Here is a 16,474-nt window from a genome sequence, read left to right on the forward strand (position 1 = left end):
GGTCACCTTTATGCGTCAACGAAGCCGGTAATTTGGGAAACACGGGAGAGATCAATATTGCCACCGGAAATAATGCAGACGGTTTTACGGCCCTGAATATAGTGGTCCAGCTTGCCGCTTAATAACGCCGCGCACGCCAGCGCGCCAGCACCTTCCGTAACCACTTTATTTCGCTGAATAAGCGCGATCATGCTGTTGCGAATCTCGTCTTCGCTGACCAGCACAATGTCGTCAACCAGTTCACGAACGATTTCGAAGGTTAAATTACCCGGGCGAGACACGTCGCAGCCGTCCGCTAATGTGCCGGTAATGCGGTGGTTCGTTATTTCACCGGTCTGATACGACGCCGCCATTCCGTGCACGTTTTCAGACTGCACGCCGATAATATTGATAGTTGGGTTGATGGATTTAATTGCTGTCGCAATACCGGCAATTAAACCACCACCGCCGATGGGAACAATCACGTTATCCACGTCGTATAAATCTTCGAGGATTTCCAGGCCGATGGTGCCCTGACCGGCGATCACTTTCGGATCGTCGTAAGGCGGGATAAAAATGCGCCCTTCCATCTCGACGATTTCGCTCACTTTGGCGATAGTGTCGTTAAAGTTCTCGCCGTGCAGCACTACTTCGGCGGAGTAGTCGCGCGTGGCGGCCACCTTGGATTTCGGCGCGCCCATAGGCATTACCACTTTGCCGTCGATGCCGAGCATGGCGCAGGAGAGCGACACCCCCTGCGCGTGGTTCCCTGCGGAACAGGCAACCACGCCCTTGCGTTTTTCCGCATCGGTCAGCGAGCTTAATTTATTAAACGCCCCACGTATTTTAAACGAACCGGTACGCTGCATATTTTCAAATTTCAGGAATATCTCACCCTTACACCGTTCGCTCAGATAATTTGAGCGCGGCATACCGGTTTTATAGATCTTTCCCGCCAGTCTTTTTCTGGCGTCCTGAATATCGTCAATGGTCACCGGGAGATCGTAAGTAATGTGCATAATATCCTCGTTATAATAATTCATTGTTTTCAGGCAAAGTCAGGGTATCAGAGCGTTAAAAAGCGTCGCGCCGGGTCTTTTAAATCATCATTATTTCTATCGTCGTTTTTCGATATTCATCGACGAATATTGTTTTGCCAGTTCAACTAATACTGACGCCGATTTTTTAATACTGTAATTTTTTGACCACACGGCGGCATAACGCGCCACGGGTAATGCATCTTCCACCGGCAGGACAATAAACTGGTCCGAGCCGAATGGCGCAATCATGTCACGGGGGATCACCGTCAGGTAATCGGCATTGAGAACAAGGTTATAGATGGTGACGACGGAATCGGTCTGGACGATGTTTTCAATGCTGATGTGGTTGTCTTGCAGGGTGGTCAGGAGTTCGTTGTAGTAGCCCATATCGGTTTGCGGCATCACCCACTGCTCATGCGTGAGCGATGCCAGTCTGGTCGGGCCGGTGCACGTTCGTGATTTACTCGCCACCAGCACAAACTCAGATTCAAACAGTGGCTCAACGTGAAGATCCTGAAGCTGCATCCCGTCGCTCAGCGTGCCGATGGCGAAATCCAGCCGGCCATCGCGAATGGCGGGCAGGAATGAAGAGAGCTGCGCTTCATACATTGAGACGCGCGCTTTCGGGAACACTTCCTTGAATTTTTTGATCATCCCGGACAGGAAGGTGAAGCCAATCAGCGACGGATAGCCGAAGGAGACGTCCATGACGGTACTGAAACTGAGGCTGTTGATCTCGCTCACCATGTTTTTCATTTCGCGGGTGATCGACTCAGCGTAGGACAGCAGCACCTGACCGGCGGCAGTGAGTTTTACGCCGGTGTTTTTACGCACCATCACTTCCACCCCAAAGTAAGATTCGATGTCGCTGATGATTTTGCTGACGGCAGGTTGCGTTAGCCCCAGTTGTCTTGCAGCAGAACCTATAGAGCCACTTTTGATGACTTCCTGAAATACCACGAGGTGCTGTGTTTTCGGTAGAATAATAGTATTCATAATATTCTGCGCTTATTTCCCTATGACGCAGCGGATTCTACCCAATATTGTTTCAGGGGGTATGTGCTGTTACTCACAATTTGCCAGGATGCCCTTTTTACAACCACATTTAAAATCGATTTATAATCTTATTATTCAAACAGTTAGATAGCTAAAAATACGCAATTACGCTGATATTGATCAACAAAATCCGCGGTAATAAATTTATTTTATGGCAATAACCAGCATGAATTTTTTTGCCTTGACAATATTAATAAAGACTATCTTTCAGGCAATTAAAGGTTAATAAACCATCATTATTCTTTTAAAACATTTTTGTGGTTTATCAACTTTATCAGGAATATTTTCTCAGCTTCCGGTTAAAGAGTGGGATATATCACACATTCACCAGAAGAATGTTTTTAGATTCAATATTAAATTATCAAATGAATAACATTCAGCATCACTGAGTCAACATTCACAACATCTGTTCAACACTAAAATTTTCTAATTTTATAGCGCTAAATTTTGTGATTACGATCATGCGCAGCAGATGAAAGGAACGCATAATCGGTAAAGCAGTGAAATGTGCTTGGCGTCGCAAAATTGAGAATTGATGTCGTTTGGCGCTTCGCTGACCCGGCATGCAACCTTCAGAAAACAAAAACCCCGCCGAAGCGGGGTTTCGTAAGAAGTTGAAGCTGACCGATAAGCCGGGTTCTGTCGTGGACAGTCATTCATCTAGGCCAGCAATCGCTCACTGGCTCAAGCAGCCTACCCGGGTTCAGTACGGGCCGTACCATGTGAACCCCTATTTGGCCTTGCTCCGGGTGGAGTTTACCGTGCCACGGACTGTTACCAGCCGCGCGGTGCGCTCTTACCGCACCCTTTCACCCTTACCTGATCCCGCTTACGCGGGCCATCGGCGGTTTGCTCTCTGTTGCACTGGTCGTGGGTTTCCCCCCCAGGCGTTACCTGGCACCCTGCCCTGTGGAGCCCGGACTTTCCTCCCCTCCGCCCGTCTCCCCCGAAAGGGACGACGACGAAGCGGCGACTGTCTGGTCAGCTTCGGCGCGCAGTATAGAGGGTTTGCGCGCCGCTGTCACCCCTGGCTACGCATGCCTACCTGCAATGTGGCCGCGATATTGCGCGAGGCGCGGTAAATGTTGTCGTACGCTCCCTGGAACGCCTCTTCCAGTGAACCGATGCGGGTCAATACGCTGAACACCGCGTCGATGCCGTACTGATGCACCACACCCACATCCTGCGTCAGACTTCCGGCAATCCCTATCACCGGCTTATGGTATTTTTTGGCGACGCTCGCCACGCCGACGGGCACTTTGCCATTAATGCTCTGGCTGTCGATGCGCCCTTCTCCCGTCAGCACCCACGTGCAGTCGTGAATATGTTCTTCAAGATTGAGCGCCTGAGTGACAATCTCAATGCCGCTTTTCAGCTCAGCGCCCAGGAAGGCCATCAGCGCCGCGCCCATGCCGCCCGCCGCTCCTGCCCCCGGAACCGGGTTGACGTCAATGCGCAGCGATTTTTTGATCACGTTGGCGTAGTGGCTAAGACTGGCGTCGAGTTCGAGGATCATCTCCTCCGTGGCGCCTTTTTGCGGGCCAAAGATACGCGACGCGCCGCTTTCACCGACCAGCGGATTCGTCACGTCACAGGCGACGCGGATTGCGCACCCCTGAAGACGCGGATCAAGATCAGAAATATCAATACGGTTCAGCGCCATCAGGCTGCCGCCGCCGTAGCCGATCTCCGTCCCGTTCGCATCCGTAAACCTCGCGCCCAGCGCCTGCATCATACCCGCGCCCCCATCGTTGGTTGCGCTCCCGCCGATACCGATAATGATGTTGCGCGCGCCTTTATCCAGCGCGCGGAGGATCAGCTCCCCCGTCCCGCGCGACGTCGTGACCAGCGGGTTACGCTGCGCGGGAGGAACAAGTACCAGGCCGCTGGCGGCGGCCATCTCGATAAACGCGGTGGTACCGTCGCCCGAGATCCCCCAGCTGGCCTTCACCTTTTCCCCTAACGGGCCGGTGACGACAGCCTGCTGCCAGGTGCCCTGCGTCGCGGCGATCATCGCTTCAACCGTACCTTCTCCGCCGTCAGCAACGGGAACAGACACGTAATGAGCGTCCGGGAAAATTTCCCGAAATCCTTTTTCTATCGCCTGCGCCACCTCAGTGGCAGACAGGCTTTCTTTATAAGAGTCTGGCGCGATTACGATTTTCATAGTTGTATGCCTGAGCCGTAGGCCCGGTAAGCGTAACGCCACCGGGCGGGACGTCATTAGCGAGCAATTTCAACCTTCGCCAGCTTTTCGTAATAGCACGCTAACGCGCTGTGATCGGCGGTGCCCAGACCGTCCGCACGCAGCGCCTGCATCATCTCCATGACGGCGGCAGTCAGCGGCAACTGCGCGCCCACGCCGTGGGAGGTATCCAGCGCATTCGCCAGATCTTTAATGTGCAGATCGATGCGGAAGCCCGGTTTGAAGTTACGATCCATCACCATCGGTGCCTTGGCATCCAGCACGGTGCTGCCCGCAAGACCACCGCGAATGGCCTGATAGACCAGATCCGGATTAACGCCCGCTTTGGTGGCCAGCGTCAGTGCTTCGGACATGGCCGCGATGTTCAACGCCACAATCACCTGGTTTGCCAGCTTGGTGACGTTGCCTGCGCCAATTTCACCGGTATGCACCACGGAGCCAGCCATGGCTTTCATCAGGTCGTAGTATTTGTCGAACACGGCTTTATCGCCCCCCACCATTACCGACAGAGTACCGTCGATGGCTTTCGGTTCGCCGCCGCTGACCGGCGCATCCAGCATCTCCACGCCTTTCGCTTTCAGCGCCTCGCTGATTTCGCGGCTCGCCAGCGGCGCGATAGAACTCATGTCGATCACCACCAGACCCGGCTTCGCGCCGTCGATAATGCCGTTCTCACCCAGCGCCACCTCTTTCACGTGCGGGGAGTTTGGCAGCATGGTGATAATCACGTCGCACTGCTCGGCGAGCGCTTTTGCAGTTGTCGCCGTTTCTGCGCCAGCCGCAATCACTTCTGCCACCGCGTCTGAATTACGATCTAAAACCACCAGTGAGTAACCTGCTTTGATGAGGTTTTTGCTCATTGGTTTGCCCATGATACCCAGGCCAATAAAACCCACTTTCAGCGTCATAATCTATTTCCTCAATGATGGTTATTTTTTAAAAGCGTCTGCTAATTTCTGCGTGGCGGCGCGGAATACGCCGAGGTCGCTGCCGACGGCGACAAACGTTGCGCCCCACTCCAGGTAGCGGCGGGCATCAGCTTCCACCGGCGCCAGAATGCCGCACGGTTTACCGTGCGCTTTGGCACGGGCAAAAATGTGCTGGATTGCTCGCTGCACGTCCGGGTGGCTGGCGTTGCCCAGATGACCAAAGGCGGCCGCCAGATCGCTCGGGCCGACGAAAATACCGTCGACACCTTCGGTCGCGGCAATGGCGTCGACGTTATCGACCCCCTGCTGGCTCTCGATCTGAACCAGAATGGTGATGTTCTTGTTGGACTGGGCGAAATAGTCCGGCACGGTGCCAAACATGTTGGCGCGGTGCGAGACAGACACGCCGCGGATCCCTTCCGGCGGATAGCGGGTGGCAGCTACGGCCAGCACCGCTTCTTCTTCCGTTTCAACAAACGGGATCAGGAAGTTGTAGAAGCCGATATCCAGCAGACGCTTGATGATCACCGGCTCGTTGGTAGGTACACGCACCACCGGCGCGCTGTGGCTGCCTTTCAGCGCCATCAGCTGCGGAATAAACGTGTTGATATCGTTTGGCGCATGTTCGCCGTCCAGCACCAGCCAGTCGAATCCGGCCAGGCCCAGCACTTCGGTGCTGATGGGGTTGGCCAGCGCAGACCAGCAGCCAATCTGAATCTGATGCGCCGCAAGGGCCGCTTTAAATTTATTCGGGAAGATGTCGTTACTCATTACGTATACCTTTTTTAATTCCGCAGTTTTAGCCAGTAGCTTTTCTTATTTATTCCGACTCAGCGTCAGCGTTATATTTATTTTCCTGACTGAATTTTGGCTTTATAAAATCGTCATTCAGTATAATCGTCACCACCCGGCAGCACATTGTCTCAATGCTCAATTATCCAACGGGGTTAGCACGCTATTTTGAGCATATGCCCAATGCAGTGGGCGCTGATGCACAGAATCAACGATTAGTGTTTCGGGAGCGATCGCGATCACATTCTCACTTTTCCTCTCCTGACATTCTTTATTTCCTCAATAAGAAACGATTAACCATCTGGCTATATTTAGTATCAGATATTTTGCTGGAGATGAGTGAACAATGGCCGATATTGAAATTCGACAGGCGGCGCCGACGGCGTTCTATATAAAAGTGCACGATACCGATAACGTGGCGATTATTGTCAACGACAATGGCTTAAAAGCGGGTACCCGGTTCCCGGACGGGCTGGAGCTGATTGAGCACATTCCGCAGGGGCATAAAGTCGCACTGGTCGATATCCCGGCGCAGGGCGAAATCGTGCGCTACGGCGAAGTCATCGGCTATGCGGTGCGCGCTATCCCGCAGGGTAGCTGGATTGAGGAGTCGCTGGTTGAGCTGCCCACCGCCCCGCCGCTGGAGACGTTGCCGCTGGCTACCCGCGTCCCTGAGCCGTTACCTCCGCTGGAGGGTTATACCTTCGAAGGTTACCGCAACGCGGATGGCAGCGTGGGAACCAAAAACCTGCTTGGCATCACCACCAGCGTGCATTGCGTGGCGGGTGTCGTGGATTACGTGGTGAAAATTATTGAGCGCGATCTGCTGCCGAAATACCCCAACGTTGACGGCGTGGTGGGTCTTAACCACCTGTACGGCTGCGGCGTGGCGATCAACGCGCCCGCAGCGGTCGTGCCGATCCGCACGATCCACAATATCGCCCTTAACCCGAACTTTGGCGGCGAGGTGATGGTGATTGGCCTCGGCTGTGAAAAATTGCAGCCAGAACGCCTGTTGCAGGGTACTGAGGATGTGAAAGCCATTCCGGTTGACGAGGCCAGTATTGTGCGTCTTCAGGATGAACACCATGTCGGCTTCAGATCGATGGTCGACGACATTTTACAGGTGGCAGAGCGCCATCTGGAGAAGCTGAACAAACGTCAGCGTGAAACCTGCCCGGCCTCTGAACTGGTGGTTGGGACACAGTGTGGCGGCAGCGATGCGTTTTCCGGCGTCACCGCTAACCCGGCGGTAGGTTATGCCTCCGATCTGTTCGTGCGCTGCGGCGCCACGGTGATGTTCTCCGAAGTCACCGAAGTGCGTGATGCTATCCACCTGCTCACGCCGCGCGCCGTCAACGAAGAGGTGGGCAAACGCCTGCTGGAGGAGATGGCCTGGTACGATAACTATCTCGACATGGGCAAAACCGACCGCAGCGCCAACCCGTCTCCGGGTAACAAGAAAGGCGGCCTGGCAAACGTGGTGGAAAAGGCCCTCGGGTCGATTGCCAAATCCGGCCAGAGCGCGATTGTGGAAGTGCTCTCACCTGGCCAGCGACCAACCAAACGCGGTCTGATCTACGCGGCAACGCCTGCCAGTGATTTCGTGTGCGGCACCCAGCAGGTAGCATCCGGCATTACGGTACAGGTCTTTACCACCGGACGCGGCACGCCGTACGGCCTGATGGCGGTACCGGTGATCAAAATGGCGACCCGCACCGAGCTGGCAAACCGCTGGTATGACTTAATGGATATCAACGCGGGCACCATCGCCACCGGGGAAGAGAGTATTGAAGAGGTGGGCTGGAAGCTGTTCCACTTCATTCTGGATGTGGCAAGCGGGCGGAAGAAAACCTTCTCCGATCAATGGGGATTGCATAACTCGCTGGCGGTGTTTAACCCGGCACCGGTGACGTGATGGCCCCTCACCCTGCCCTCTCCCCACCGGGGAGAGGGTAAAAAAACCGCACCGAGCAGTCCCCTCTCCCCTATGGGGAGAGGGTTAGGGTGAGGGGAAAAGCCTCTTTAGACCAGCACCACATCGATCCCGCTTTTGCGTAACCCTTCCAGGCTTTCCGCCGGAATACCTTCATCAACGATAATCATGTCGATCCGCTGAGTATCAATGATTTTATGCAGGCTTGAACGGTTAAACTTGCTGGAATCAGTGACAACGATAATACGCTCCGCCACCTCGCACATTTTCCGGTTCAGACGGGCTTCATCCTCGTTGTGCGTACTCACCCCCCGATCGAGATCGATGGCATCGACGCCCAGGAACAGCAGGTCAAAATGGTAATTCTGTAAGGACTGCTCCGCCTGGTCACCATAGAAGGACTGCGACTGACGGCGCAAGTGCCCGCCGGTCATCAGCAGCTCTACGCCCTCCGCTTCCAGCAGCGCGTTTGCCACGTTCATCCCGTTGGTCATGGCAATAACATCGGTATGCTGGCGCAGCATGCGAGCAATTTCAAAGGTCGTGGTGCCGGAGTCCAGAATAATGCGGTGACCCGGCTTCACCAGTTCAGCCGCCGCCTGCGCGATGCTGCGCTTCACAGCCGTATTAAGGGAACTTTTGTCCTCAACGGACGGCTCCACGCCGGGGGCATTGCCTTCGCAAATCAGCGCGCCGCCGTAAGCGCGAACGGCAATCCCCTGCTTTTCCAGAAAGGCCAGATCGTTACGGATCGTCACCGTCGACACGCCGTATAAAAGAGAAAGATCGTTAACCTGCACGCTTCCCTGCGCCCGCAACCGCTGAATGATCTGCTCTCGCCTTTCACTGGTGCCGGTGATGCGCTTCTCTGCGGATGAATCGGTGCTGCTCATACGAGCTCCTTAGTAAATAAACTTTCGTTTCATTTCGTTTTGCTTATTAACGCCTTTCTTTTGAGGGAATGCAAGCCCTGTATGGTGAGCAAACGCAAGCTTAACCGCCGCTGAAACCTTTCATTATGTTTCTTTTGTGAAACAGATCGGAAAACTATTATCTTTCGTTTTATTTTTACCCCACCATAATGCAGTATCAAATGAAACAAAACGAAAGATGAATACCAACACCATCCGAAATGGAGAGGAAAGTGAAACATCTGACAGAAATGGTGGAACAACATAAACGGGGGAATACAAACGGGATTTACGCCGTCTGTTCCGCACATCCATTGGTACTTGAAGCTGCAATTCGTTACGCCCATTCACAACAGACGCCTCTGCTGATTGAAGCCACCTCAAACCAGGTGGATCAATTTGGCGGCTATACCGGTATGACGCCCGCCGATTTTTATGGGTTTGTCTGCAATCTGGCGGGATCCCTCGGTTTCCCCACCTCACAGCTGATCCTTGGCGGCGATCATTTAGGTCCAAACCGCTGGCAAAACCTGCCAGCTTTGCAGGCGATGGCGAACGCCGACGATCTGATCAGAAGCTACGTGGCGGCCGGATTTAAAAAAATTCACCTCGATTGCAGCATGTCCTGCGAAGACGATCCGGTTCCTTTAACCGATGCAATCGTTGCCGGGCGTGCCGCTCGGCTGGCTAAAATTGCCGAAACCACCTGTCTCGAGCAATTTGGCGTAGCGGATCTGGTCTACGTTATCGGCACGGAAGTTCCGGTTCCCGGTGGGGCACACGAAACGCTGACCGAGCTTGAGGTCACCACACCAGAGGCGGCACGTGCCACGCTTGAGGCACACCGCCACGCATTCGAGAAGGAAGGGTTAAGCGACATCTGGCCGCGCATTATTGGCCTGGTGGTTCAGCCTGGCGTTGAGTTCGACCATGCGCACGTTTGTGACTATCAACCGCATAAAGCCGTCGCACTGAGCAAGATGGTTGAAGCCTACGACACGCTCGTATTTGAGGCACATTCTACCGATTACCAGACGCCGCAGGCGCTGCGCCAGTTGGTGAAAGATCACTTCGCCATTCTGAAAGTCGGCCCTGCGCTAACCTTCGCGCTGCGCGAAGCGCTGTTCTCCCTGGCTGCAATTGAAGAAGAGCTTTTGCCGGCAAAAGCCTGCTCAGGACTGCGTCACGTCCTGGAAAACGTGATGCTCGATCGCCCGGAATACTGGCAAAGCCACTATCACGGCGACGGCAATGCCCGTCGCCTGGCCCGCGGTTACAGCTATTCCGACCGCGTGCGCTATTACTGGCCAGACAGCCAGATTGACGAGGCTTTTGAGCGACTGGTACGCAACCTGGCGGATGAACCGATCCCGCTGCCGCTGATCAGCCAGTATCTGCCGTTGCAGTACAGCAAAGTTCGCGAGGGTGCTCTCAGGTCCACACCACGGGAGCTCATTCTCGACCACATTCAGGACATACTCCAGCAGTACCATGCCGCCTGCGAAGGCGTAACGACTCAACACGCATAATTAAAAAGAGGAAAACGCTATGCCAAACATTGTCTTATGCCGCATTGATGAACGCCTGATCCACGGTCAGGTGGGCGTACAGTGGGTGGGGTTTGCGGGGGCGAACCTGGTGCTGGTGGCAAATGACGAGGTTGCAGACGATCCGGTTCAGCAAAACCTGATGGAGATGGTGCTTGCGGAAGGCATCGCCGTGCGTTTCTGGTCCCTGCAAAAAGTGATCGACAACATTCATCGCGCCGCCGATCGGCAGAAAATTCTGCTGGTCTGTAAAACACCGGCTGATTTTTTAACGCTGGTCGAGGGCGGCGTGCCCATCACCCGTATCAACGTCGGAAATATGCATTACGCCAGTGGCAAACAGCAAATTGCCAAAACGGTATCTGTAGACGCGAACGATATCGCCGCGTTTAACGGCCTGAAGGCGGCCGGAGTGGAATGCTTCGTTCAGGGCGTTCCAACAGAGACTGCTTTGGATCTCTTTAAACTGCTCTGAGGGATTCACAATGGAAATCAGTCTGTTGCAGGCTTTCGCGCTGGGGCTTCTCGCCTTTATCGCGGGCCTGGATATGTTTAACGGCTTAACACACATGCACCGTCCGGTGGTGCTCGGGCCACTGGTTGGCCTGATTCTGGGCGATCTGCACACCGGAATTCTGACCGGCGGTACGTTAGAACTGGTCTGGATGGGTCTCGCGCCGCTGGCGGGTGCGCAGCCGCCAAACGTGATTATCGGCACCATCGTTGGCACCACATTTGCTATTACCACAGGCGTGAAACCGGATGTCGCGGTTGGGGTCGCCGTGCCGTTTGCCGTGGCGGTTCAGATGGGGATCACTTTCCTCTTCTCGGTGATGTCCGGCGTGATGTCCCGCTGCGATCGCATGGCGGCTAACGCAGACACCCGTGGTATTGAACGGGTCAACTATCTGGCACTGCTGGCGCTCGGCGTCTTCTACTTCCTGTGCGCGTTTCTGCCCATCTACTTCGGGGCTGAACATGCGAAAACCGCCATTGACGTGCTGCCGGAACGTCTGATCGACGGTCTGGGCGTCGCGGGCGGTATCATGCCAGCTATCGGCTTCGCCGTGCTGCTGAAGATCATGATGAAAAACGTTTACATCCCTTACTTCATTATCGGCTTTGTCGCCGCGGCCTGGCTGAAACTCCCGGTGCTGGCGATTGCCGCGGCTGCGCTGGCGATGGCGCTGATCGACCTGCTGCGCAAATCGCCTGAACCCACGGCGCCTGCGGCCCAGAAAGAGGAATTTGAAGATGGCATCTAATCCAACCACCCTGCCGGGCGTGTCTGAAAGTGAAGAGACGCTGCTGACCGGCGTGAATGAAAACGTCTACGAAGACCAGAGTATTGGCGCTGAGCTAACGAAAAAGGATATTAACCGTGTCGCCTGGCGTTCCATGCTGCTACAGGCCTCGTTTAACTACGAGCGTATGCAGGCCTCCGGCTGGCTGTATGGGCTACTGCCCGCGCTGAAAAAGATCCACACCAATAAGCGGGACCTGGCGCGCGCCATGAAAGGCCATATGGGCTTCTTCAACACCCACCCGTTCCTGGTGACCTTCGTCATCGGCATTATTCTGGCAATGGAGCGTTCCAAGCAGGATGTGAACAGCATCCAGAGCACTAAAATTGCCGTCGGCGCACCGCTCGGTGGCATTGGTGACGCCATGTTCTGGCTGACCCTGCTGCCCATCTGCGGGGGGATTGGCGCCAGCCTGGCGCTACAGGGATCCATTCTTGGCGCCGTGGTCTTTATCGTGCTGTTTAACGTGGTGCATCTCGGCCTGCGTTTTGGTCTGGCGCACTATGCCTACCGGATGGGTGTCGCCGCGATCCCGCTGATCAAGGCCAACACCAAAAAGGTTGGTCATGCTGCGTCCATTGTCGGGATGACGGTGATTGGTGCGCTGGTGGCAACCTATGTGCGCCTGAATACCACACTCGAGATTAAAGCCGGGGATGCGGTCGTCAAACTGCAAACCGACGTGATCGACAAACTGATGCCCGCCTTTCTGCCGCTGGTCTACACCCTGACCATGTTCTGGCTGGTACGCCGTGGCTGGAGCCCGCTGCGCCTGATTGGTATCACCGTGGTGCTGGGCGTTGTCGGTAAATTCTGTCACTTCCTGTAAAAGCAAAGAGGTTGCGATGTTAGGCATTATTTTGACGGGTCATGGCGGTTTTGCCAGCGGGCTGGAACAGGCGATGAAGCAAATCCTCGGCGAACAGCCGCAGTTTATCGCCATCGATTTTCCGGAAAGCTCCACCACTGCGCGGCTGACCGCGCAGCTTGAGCAGGCAGTGAATGATTTGGATGCAGAGCACGATATCGTGTTTCTCACCGATCTTCTCGGCGGTACGCCGTTTCGTGTGGCCTCTACCCTCGCGATGCAACACCCCGGCAGCGAAGTGATCACCGGCACCAATCTCCAGCTTTTGCTGGAGATGGTTCTGGAGCGCGACGGGTTAAGCAGTGAAGCATTTCGTTTGCAGGCGCTGGAGTGCGGCCATCGCGGCCTGACCAGCCTGGTGGATGAGCTTGCACGCTGTCGCGAGGAAGCGCCCGCCGAGGAAGGGATATGAGCCAGCTGCTGCGCGCGCGTCGTCTGCTTACCGGGCAGGGCTGGCTGGATGACCATCAGTTGCGCATGGATAGAGGCGTCATCACCGCCATCGAGCCGATTCCGGCAGGGGTTAACACCCGCGAGGCAGACCTGCTTTGCCCGGCATACATTGATATCCACGTCCACGGCGGCGCGGGTGTGGATGTGATGGATGATGCCCCCGACGTGCTGGACCGGTTAGCCATGCATAAAGCGCGTGAAGGCGTGGGGGCGTTTCTGCCTACCACCGTCACCGCTCCGCTGGAGGCGATCCATAGCGCGTTACGGCGCATTGCCCGACGCTGTCATGTCGGTGGCCCCGGTGCGCAGGTCCTGGGCAGCTATCTGGAAGGCCCGTACTTTACGCCGCAGAACAAAGGGGCACATCCGCAAGGACTGTTTCGCGAACTGGATCTCGCGGAACTTGATGATCTGATTGCGGTTTCGCAGAACACGCTGCGGGTAGTGGCGCTTGCTCCGGAAAAAGCGGAAGCCCTGAAGGCGATCCATCACCTCAAGCAAAAAGCGATACGCGTCATGCTGGGCCACAGCGCCGCTACATACGCGCAAACCCTGGCCGCATTTGATGCAGGCGCAGCCGGGCTGGTGCACTGCTACAACGGCATGACGGGGTTACACCACCGGGAGCCCGGCATGGTTGGCGCTGGCCTTACGGACCCACGCGCGTGGCTGGAGCTTATTGCCGACGGGCATCACGTTCATCCTGGAGCCATGCGGCTGTGTTGTTGCTGCGCGAAGGATCGTACGGTGCTGATTACCGATGCCATGCAGGCGGCGGGTATGCCTGATGGGGGCTATACGTTGTGTGGTGAAAGTGTCGAGATGCAGGGCGGCGTTGTCCGCACGGCCTCAGGCGGGCTGGCGGGCAGCACGCTCGCGCTGGATGCCGCCGTGCGAAATATGGTGGAGCATACGGGGGTCGCCCCAGAGCAAGCTATCCATATGGCTTCACTGCATCCCGCCCGTCTGCTCGGTATGGATCACTTGCTGGGATCGTTAGCGCCTGGCAAACGCGCCAATATTATTGCGCTGGATGCGGGTTTACACCTCCGGCAGATTTGGATCCAGGGTCAGGCTCTTTCCCTGTAGCCCTTTCACAGTGTGCCCTGTTGGCCTTACGGAAGACGATCGTAAGGCCTTTCTTTTCCTTTCCTTGACTTTCTCCTTTCCTTTCGCGATCACACTTTTCGTTTTATTTCTTTTACGCCATTGAACTTTCGATTTCTTTTCTATAGATTTTATTTAACTGCTAAAGTTAACAAGTGAAACGAAACGAAAGATAGCGACACGTTTGCCAGCGTCTGATGTGGAATTCACACGACTAAGGACTGAGTTATGCCACAAACCACTACCGCCACCACCGGCACCTGGACCGAAAAAGAGATCCGCCAGCAGCCAGCGAGCTGGCTTCGCTCGCTCAACAATATTGATAACCTGCGCACCTCGATCGACAGTTTTCTGACGCCACTGTTGCGCAAGCCCGATCTGCGGATCGTTCTGACCGGCGCGGGTACGTCCGCTTTTATCGGCGACATCATTGCGCCATGGCTTGCCAGCCACACGGGGAAAAACATCACCGCGATACCTACGACCGATCTGGTCACCAACCCGATGGATTATTTCAGCCCTGCGCACCCGCTGCTTCTGGTCTCTTTCGCCCGTTCTGGCAATAGCCCGGAGAGCGTCGCCGCCGTTGAGCTGGCGAATCAGTTCGTACCGGAGTGCTACCACCTGTCGATCACCTGTAATGAAGCGGGCAGCCTGTACCAGAATGCCGTCGACAGCGATAACGCCTGCGCTCTGCTCATGCCAGCCGAAACGCACGATCGCGGGTTCGCGATGACAAGCAGCATCACCACCATGATGGCGAGCTGCCTGGCGGTATTCGCACCGGAAACGATCAACAGCAAAACGTTCCGGAACGTGTCCGATCGCTGTCAGGCGATCCTCACTTCGCTTGGCGATTTCAGCCCCGGCGTCTTTGGTAACGAACCGTGGAAACGCATTGTTTATCTGGGCAGCGGTGGATTACAGGGCGCCGCACGGGAGTCTGCGCTGAAAGTGCTGGAGCTGACCGCCGGCAAACTGGCGGCATTCTACGATTCGCCAACGGGTTTCCGTCACGGGCCTAAGTCACTGGTGGACAACGAAACGCTGGTCGTCGTGTTTGTCTCCAGCCATCCGTACACGCGTCAGTACGATCTGGATCTGCTCGCCGAGCTGCGTCGCGATCGTCAGGCTATGCGCGTGGTAGCCATTGCAGCCGAAACGGATCCGGTCATTGAAGCTGGCCCGCATATCCTGCTGCCGCCTTCTCGTTCATTTAACGATATGGAGCAGGCGTTCTGCTTCCTGATGTACGCCCAGGTCTTCGCACTGACCCAGTCTCTGCACGTTGGCAATACGCCAGATACGCCATCCGCCAGCGGTACGGTTAACCGTGTGGTCCAGGGCGTCGTTATTCATCCGTGGCAGGCTTAAGAGGACAGGCTCATGAGTATTATTTCCACCAAATATCTTTTGCAGGACGCACAGGCAAAGGGCTATGCCGTTCCGGCCTTTAACATTCATAACGCCGAGACGATCCAGGCGATCCTCGAAGTCTGTAGCGAAATGCGATCCCCGGTGATCCTCGCGGGTACGCCGGGGACGTTTAAACATATTGCGCTGGAAGAGATCTACGCCTTGTGCAGCGCATATTCCCTTACTTATGACATGCCGCTGGCGCTACACCTCGATCACCACGAATCGCTGGATGACATTCGCCGCAAAGTCCATGCCGGCGTACGTAGCGCAATGATCGACGGTAGCCATTACCCCTTCGAACAAAACGTCAAGCTGGTGAAATCGGTCGTCGATTTCTGTCACCTCAACGACTGTAGCGTCGAGGCCGAACTGGGCCGACTGGGTGGAGTGGAAGATGACATGAGCGTCGACGCCGAAAGCGCGTTCCTGACCGACCCGCAGGAAGCAAAACGCTTTGTCGAACTGACAGGCGTGGACAGCCTCGCCGTTGCCATCGGAACCGCGCACGGCCTCTATACCAAACGCCCAAAAATCGACTTCCAGCGGCTGGCCGAGATCCGCGAGGTAGTGACAGTGCCGCTGGTACTGCACGGTGCGAGCGATGTTCCGGATGAGGATGTGCGCCGCACCATTGAGCTGGGCGTCTGCAAAGTTAACGTCGCAACAGAGCTGAAAATCGCCTTCTCTGACGCAGTCAAAGCCTGGTTTGCCGAGAACCCACAGGGCAACGATCCGCGCTTCTACATGCGCGTCGGCATGGATGCCATGAAAGAGGTGGTCAGAAGCAAAATCACCGTTTGCGGCTCGGCGAACCGGCTGCTGCTTCCGGCTGAAGCCTGAACCCATCGCGCATAACGTTAGTACCTAAAAAATAACTATAAGCCTCGCAAATATGAAGGCGCGTCCTTAAGCCGGACAGCGCCTTCC

Annotated in this window: 15 protein-coding genes and 1 other RNA gene; 9 read left to right on the plus strand and 7 right to left on the minus strand. The window is 55.5% G+C overall.

Annotated features, from left to right (window positions below; all coding sequences use genetic code 11):
- Nucleotides 1-8: 8 nt before the first annotated feature.
- From tdcB to garL, 6 genes are all read right to left on the minus strand, one after another.
- Entirely contained in the window at nucleotides 9-998 is a 990-nt protein-coding gene (tdcB, locus tag IM282_RS20385; RefSeq protein ID WP_023298701.1) for a bifunctional threonine ammonia-lyase/L-serine ammonia-lyase TdcB, read from the minus strand.
- 96 nt (nucleotides 999-1,094) lie between these two features.
- Nucleotides 1,095-2,015, minus strand: coding sequence for a transcriptional regulator TdcA (gene tdcA, locus IM282_RS20390; protein ID WP_126504249.1), 921 nt, complete (start codon nucleotides 2,013-2,015; stop codon nucleotides 1,095-1,097).
- 672 nt (nucleotides 2,016-2,687) lie between these two features.
- Nucleotides 2,688-3,064: RNase P RNA component class A (gene rnpB / locus IM282_RS20395), an RNA gene on the minus strand.
- 32 nt (nucleotides 3,065-3,096) lie between these two features.
- Complete coding sequence (garK, locus tag IM282_RS20400; protein WP_022649489.1) at nucleotides 3,097-4,242, minus strand: glycerate 2-kinase; 1,146 nt, start codon at nucleotides 4,240-4,242, stop codon at nucleotides 3,097-3,099.
- Nucleotides 4,243-4,298: 56 nt separating this feature from the next.
- A complete protein-coding gene (garR, locus tag IM282_RS20405; protein ID WP_063150245.1) occupies nucleotides 4,299-5,189 on the minus strand; it encodes a 2-hydroxy-3-oxopropionate reductase in 891 nt (296 codons plus the stop codon).
- Nucleotides 5,190-5,210: 21 nt separating this feature from the next.
- Complete coding sequence (garL, locus tag IM282_RS20410; protein ID WP_003862676.1) at nucleotides 5,211-5,981, minus strand: 2-dehydro-3-deoxyglucarate aldolase; 771 nt, start codon at nucleotides 5,979-5,981, stop codon at nucleotides 5,211-5,213.
- Nucleotides 5,982-6,348: 367 nt separating this feature from the next.
- Between garL and garD the strand changes: the two genes are divergently transcribed.
- The gene (gene garD, locus IM282_RS20415) at nucleotides 6,349-7,920 is read left to right on the plus strand and encodes a galactarate dehydratase (RefSeq protein WP_023298704.1); all 1,572 of its coding nucleotides are present in this window, start codon (nucleotides 6,349-6,351) and stop codon (nucleotides 7,918-7,920) included.
- A gap of 107 nt (nucleotides 7,921-8,027) precedes the next feature.
- On the opposite strand, the gene IM282_RS20420 is transcribed toward garD, so the two are convergent.
- Nucleotides 8,028-8,831 carry a DeoR family transcriptional regulator gene (locus IM282_RS20420; RefSeq protein WP_015571958.1) on the minus strand — a complete coding sequence of 268 codons (804 nt, stop codon included), beginning with the start codon at nucleotides 8,829-8,831 and terminating at the stop codon, nucleotides 8,028-8,030.
- Nucleotides 8,832-9,070: 239 nt separating this feature from the next.
- Here IM282_RS20420 and kbaZ point away from each other — a divergent pair, with 239 nt between their 5' ends.
- The 8 genes from kbaZ (at nucleotide 9,071) to kbaY (ending at nucleotide 16,387) form a co-directional block, all read left to right on the plus strand.
- The gene (kbaZ, locus tag IM282_RS20425) at nucleotides 9,071-10,378 is read left to right on the plus strand and encodes a tagatose-bisphosphate aldolase subunit KbaZ (protein ID WP_032677146.1); all 1,308 of its coding nucleotides are present in this window, start codon (nucleotides 9,071-9,073) and stop codon (nucleotides 10,376-10,378) included.
- Between the two features lie 19 nt (nucleotides 10,379-10,397).
- Nucleotides 10,398-10,871, plus strand: a complete 474-nt coding sequence (agaV, locus tag IM282_RS20430) for a PTS N-acetylgalactosamine transporter subunit IIB (RefSeq protein ID WP_003861728.1) — start codon at nucleotides 10,398-10,400, stop codon at nucleotides 10,869-10,871.
- A 10-nt stretch (nucleotides 10,872-10,881) separates the two neighbouring features.
- Entirely contained in the window at nucleotides 10,882-11,661 is a 780-nt protein-coding gene (agaW, locus tag IM282_RS20435; RefSeq protein ID WP_003861730.1) for a PTS N-acetylgalactosamine transporter subunit IIC, read from the plus strand.
- Complete coding sequence (agaE, locus tag IM282_RS20440) at nucleotides 11,651-12,529, plus strand: PTS N-acetylgalactosamine transporter subunit IID (RefSeq protein WP_022649494.1); 879 nt, start codon at nucleotides 11,651-11,653, stop codon at nucleotides 12,527-12,529. The genes agaW and agaE overlap by 11 nt, the downstream gene beginning before the upstream one ends.
- 16 nt (nucleotides 12,530-12,545) lie before the next feature.
- Nucleotides 12,546-12,980, plus strand: coding sequence for a PTS galactosamine/N-acetylgalactosamine transporter subunit IIA (gene agaF / locus IM282_RS20445; protein WP_032626392.1), 435 nt, complete (start codon nucleotides 12,546-12,548; stop codon nucleotides 12,978-12,980).
- Nucleotides 12,977-14,110 (plus strand): N-acetylglucosamine-6-phosphate deacetylase, encoded by a 1,134-nt coding sequence (nagA, locus tag IM282_RS20450; RefSeq protein WP_063147853.1) that lies wholly within the window; start codon nucleotides 12,977-12,979, stop codon nucleotides 14,108-14,110. Before agaF ends, nagA begins: the two co-directional genes overlap by 4 nt.
- A gap of 246 nt (nucleotides 14,111-14,356) precedes the next feature.
- On the plus strand, nucleotides 14,357-15,502 hold the full coding sequence (locus tag IM282_RS20455; protein WP_063147852.1) for an SIS domain-containing protein: 1,146 nt from the start codon (nucleotides 14,357-14,359) through the stop codon (nucleotides 15,500-15,502).
- A gap of 12 nt (nucleotides 15,503-15,514) precedes the next feature.
- Nucleotides 15,515-16,387: a tagatose-bisphosphate aldolase subunit KbaY gene (gene kbaY, locus IM282_RS20460; RefSeq protein WP_003861740.1), complete on the plus strand. Its 873-nt coding sequence runs from the start codon at nucleotides 15,515-15,517 to the stop codon at nucleotides 16,385-16,387.
- Nucleotides 16,388-16,474: the final 87 nt, after the last annotated feature.

Origin of the sequence: Enterobacter cloacae complex sp. P29RS, from assembly GCF_014893445.1 — a bacterium.
GTDB classification, from domain to species: Bacteria; Pseudomonadota; Gammaproteobacteria; order Enterobacterales; family Enterobacteriaceae; genus Enterobacter; species Enterobacter intestinihominis.

Coding starts and splice junctions, on each gene's coding strand:
- tdcA (WP_126504249.1), bottom strand. CDS start 2,015: ATGAATACTATTATTCTACCGAAAACACAGCACCTCGTGGTATTTCAG.
- agaF (WP_032626392.1), top strand. CDS start 12,546: ATGTTAGGCATTATTTTGACGGGTCATGGCGGTTTTGCCAGCGGGCTG.
- IM282_RS20420 (WP_015571958.1), bottom strand. CDS start 8,831: ATGAGCAGCACCGATTCATCCGCAGAGAAGCGCATCACCGGCACCAGT.
- nagA (WP_063147853.1), top strand. CDS start 12,977: ATGAGCCAGCTGCTGCGCGCGCGTCGTCTGCTTACCGGGCAGGGCTGG.
- agaV (WP_003861728.1), top strand. CDS start 10,398: ATGCCAAACATTGTCTTATGCCGCATTGATGAACGCCTGATCCACGGT.
- garK (WP_022649489.1), bottom strand. CDS start 4,242: ATGAAAATCGTAATCGCGCCAGACTCTTATAAAGAAAGCCTGTCTGCC.
- kbaZ (WP_032677146.1), top strand. CDS start 9,071: ATGGAGAGGAAAGTGAAACATCTGACAGAAATGGTGGAACAACATAAA.
- tdcB (WP_023298701.1), bottom strand. CDS start 998: ATGCACATTACTTACGATCTCCCGGTGACCATTGACGATATTCAGGAC.
- garR (WP_063150245.1), bottom strand. CDS start 5,189: ATGACGCTGAAAGTGGGTTTTATTGGCCTGGGTATCATGGGCAAACCA.
- kbaY (WP_003861740.1), top strand. CDS start 15,515: ATGAGTATTATTTCCACCAAATATCTTTTGCAGGACGCACAGGCAAAG.
- garL (WP_003862676.1), bottom strand. CDS start 5,981: ATGAGTAACGACATCTTCCCGAATAAATTTAAAGCGGCCCTTGCGGCG.
- IM282_RS20455 (WP_063147852.1), top strand. CDS start 14,357: ATGCCACAAACCACTACCGCCACCACCGGCACCTGGACCGAAAAAGAG.
- garD (WP_023298704.1), top strand. CDS start 6,349: ATGGCCGATATTGAAATTCGACAGGCGGCGCCGACGGCGTTCTATATA.
- agaE (WP_022649494.1), top strand. CDS start 11,651: ATGGCATCTAATCCAACCACCCTGCCGGGCGTGTCTGAAAGTGAAGAG.
- agaW (WP_003861730.1), top strand. CDS start 10,882: ATGGAAATCAGTCTGTTGCAGGCTTTCGCGCTGGGGCTTCTCGCCTTT.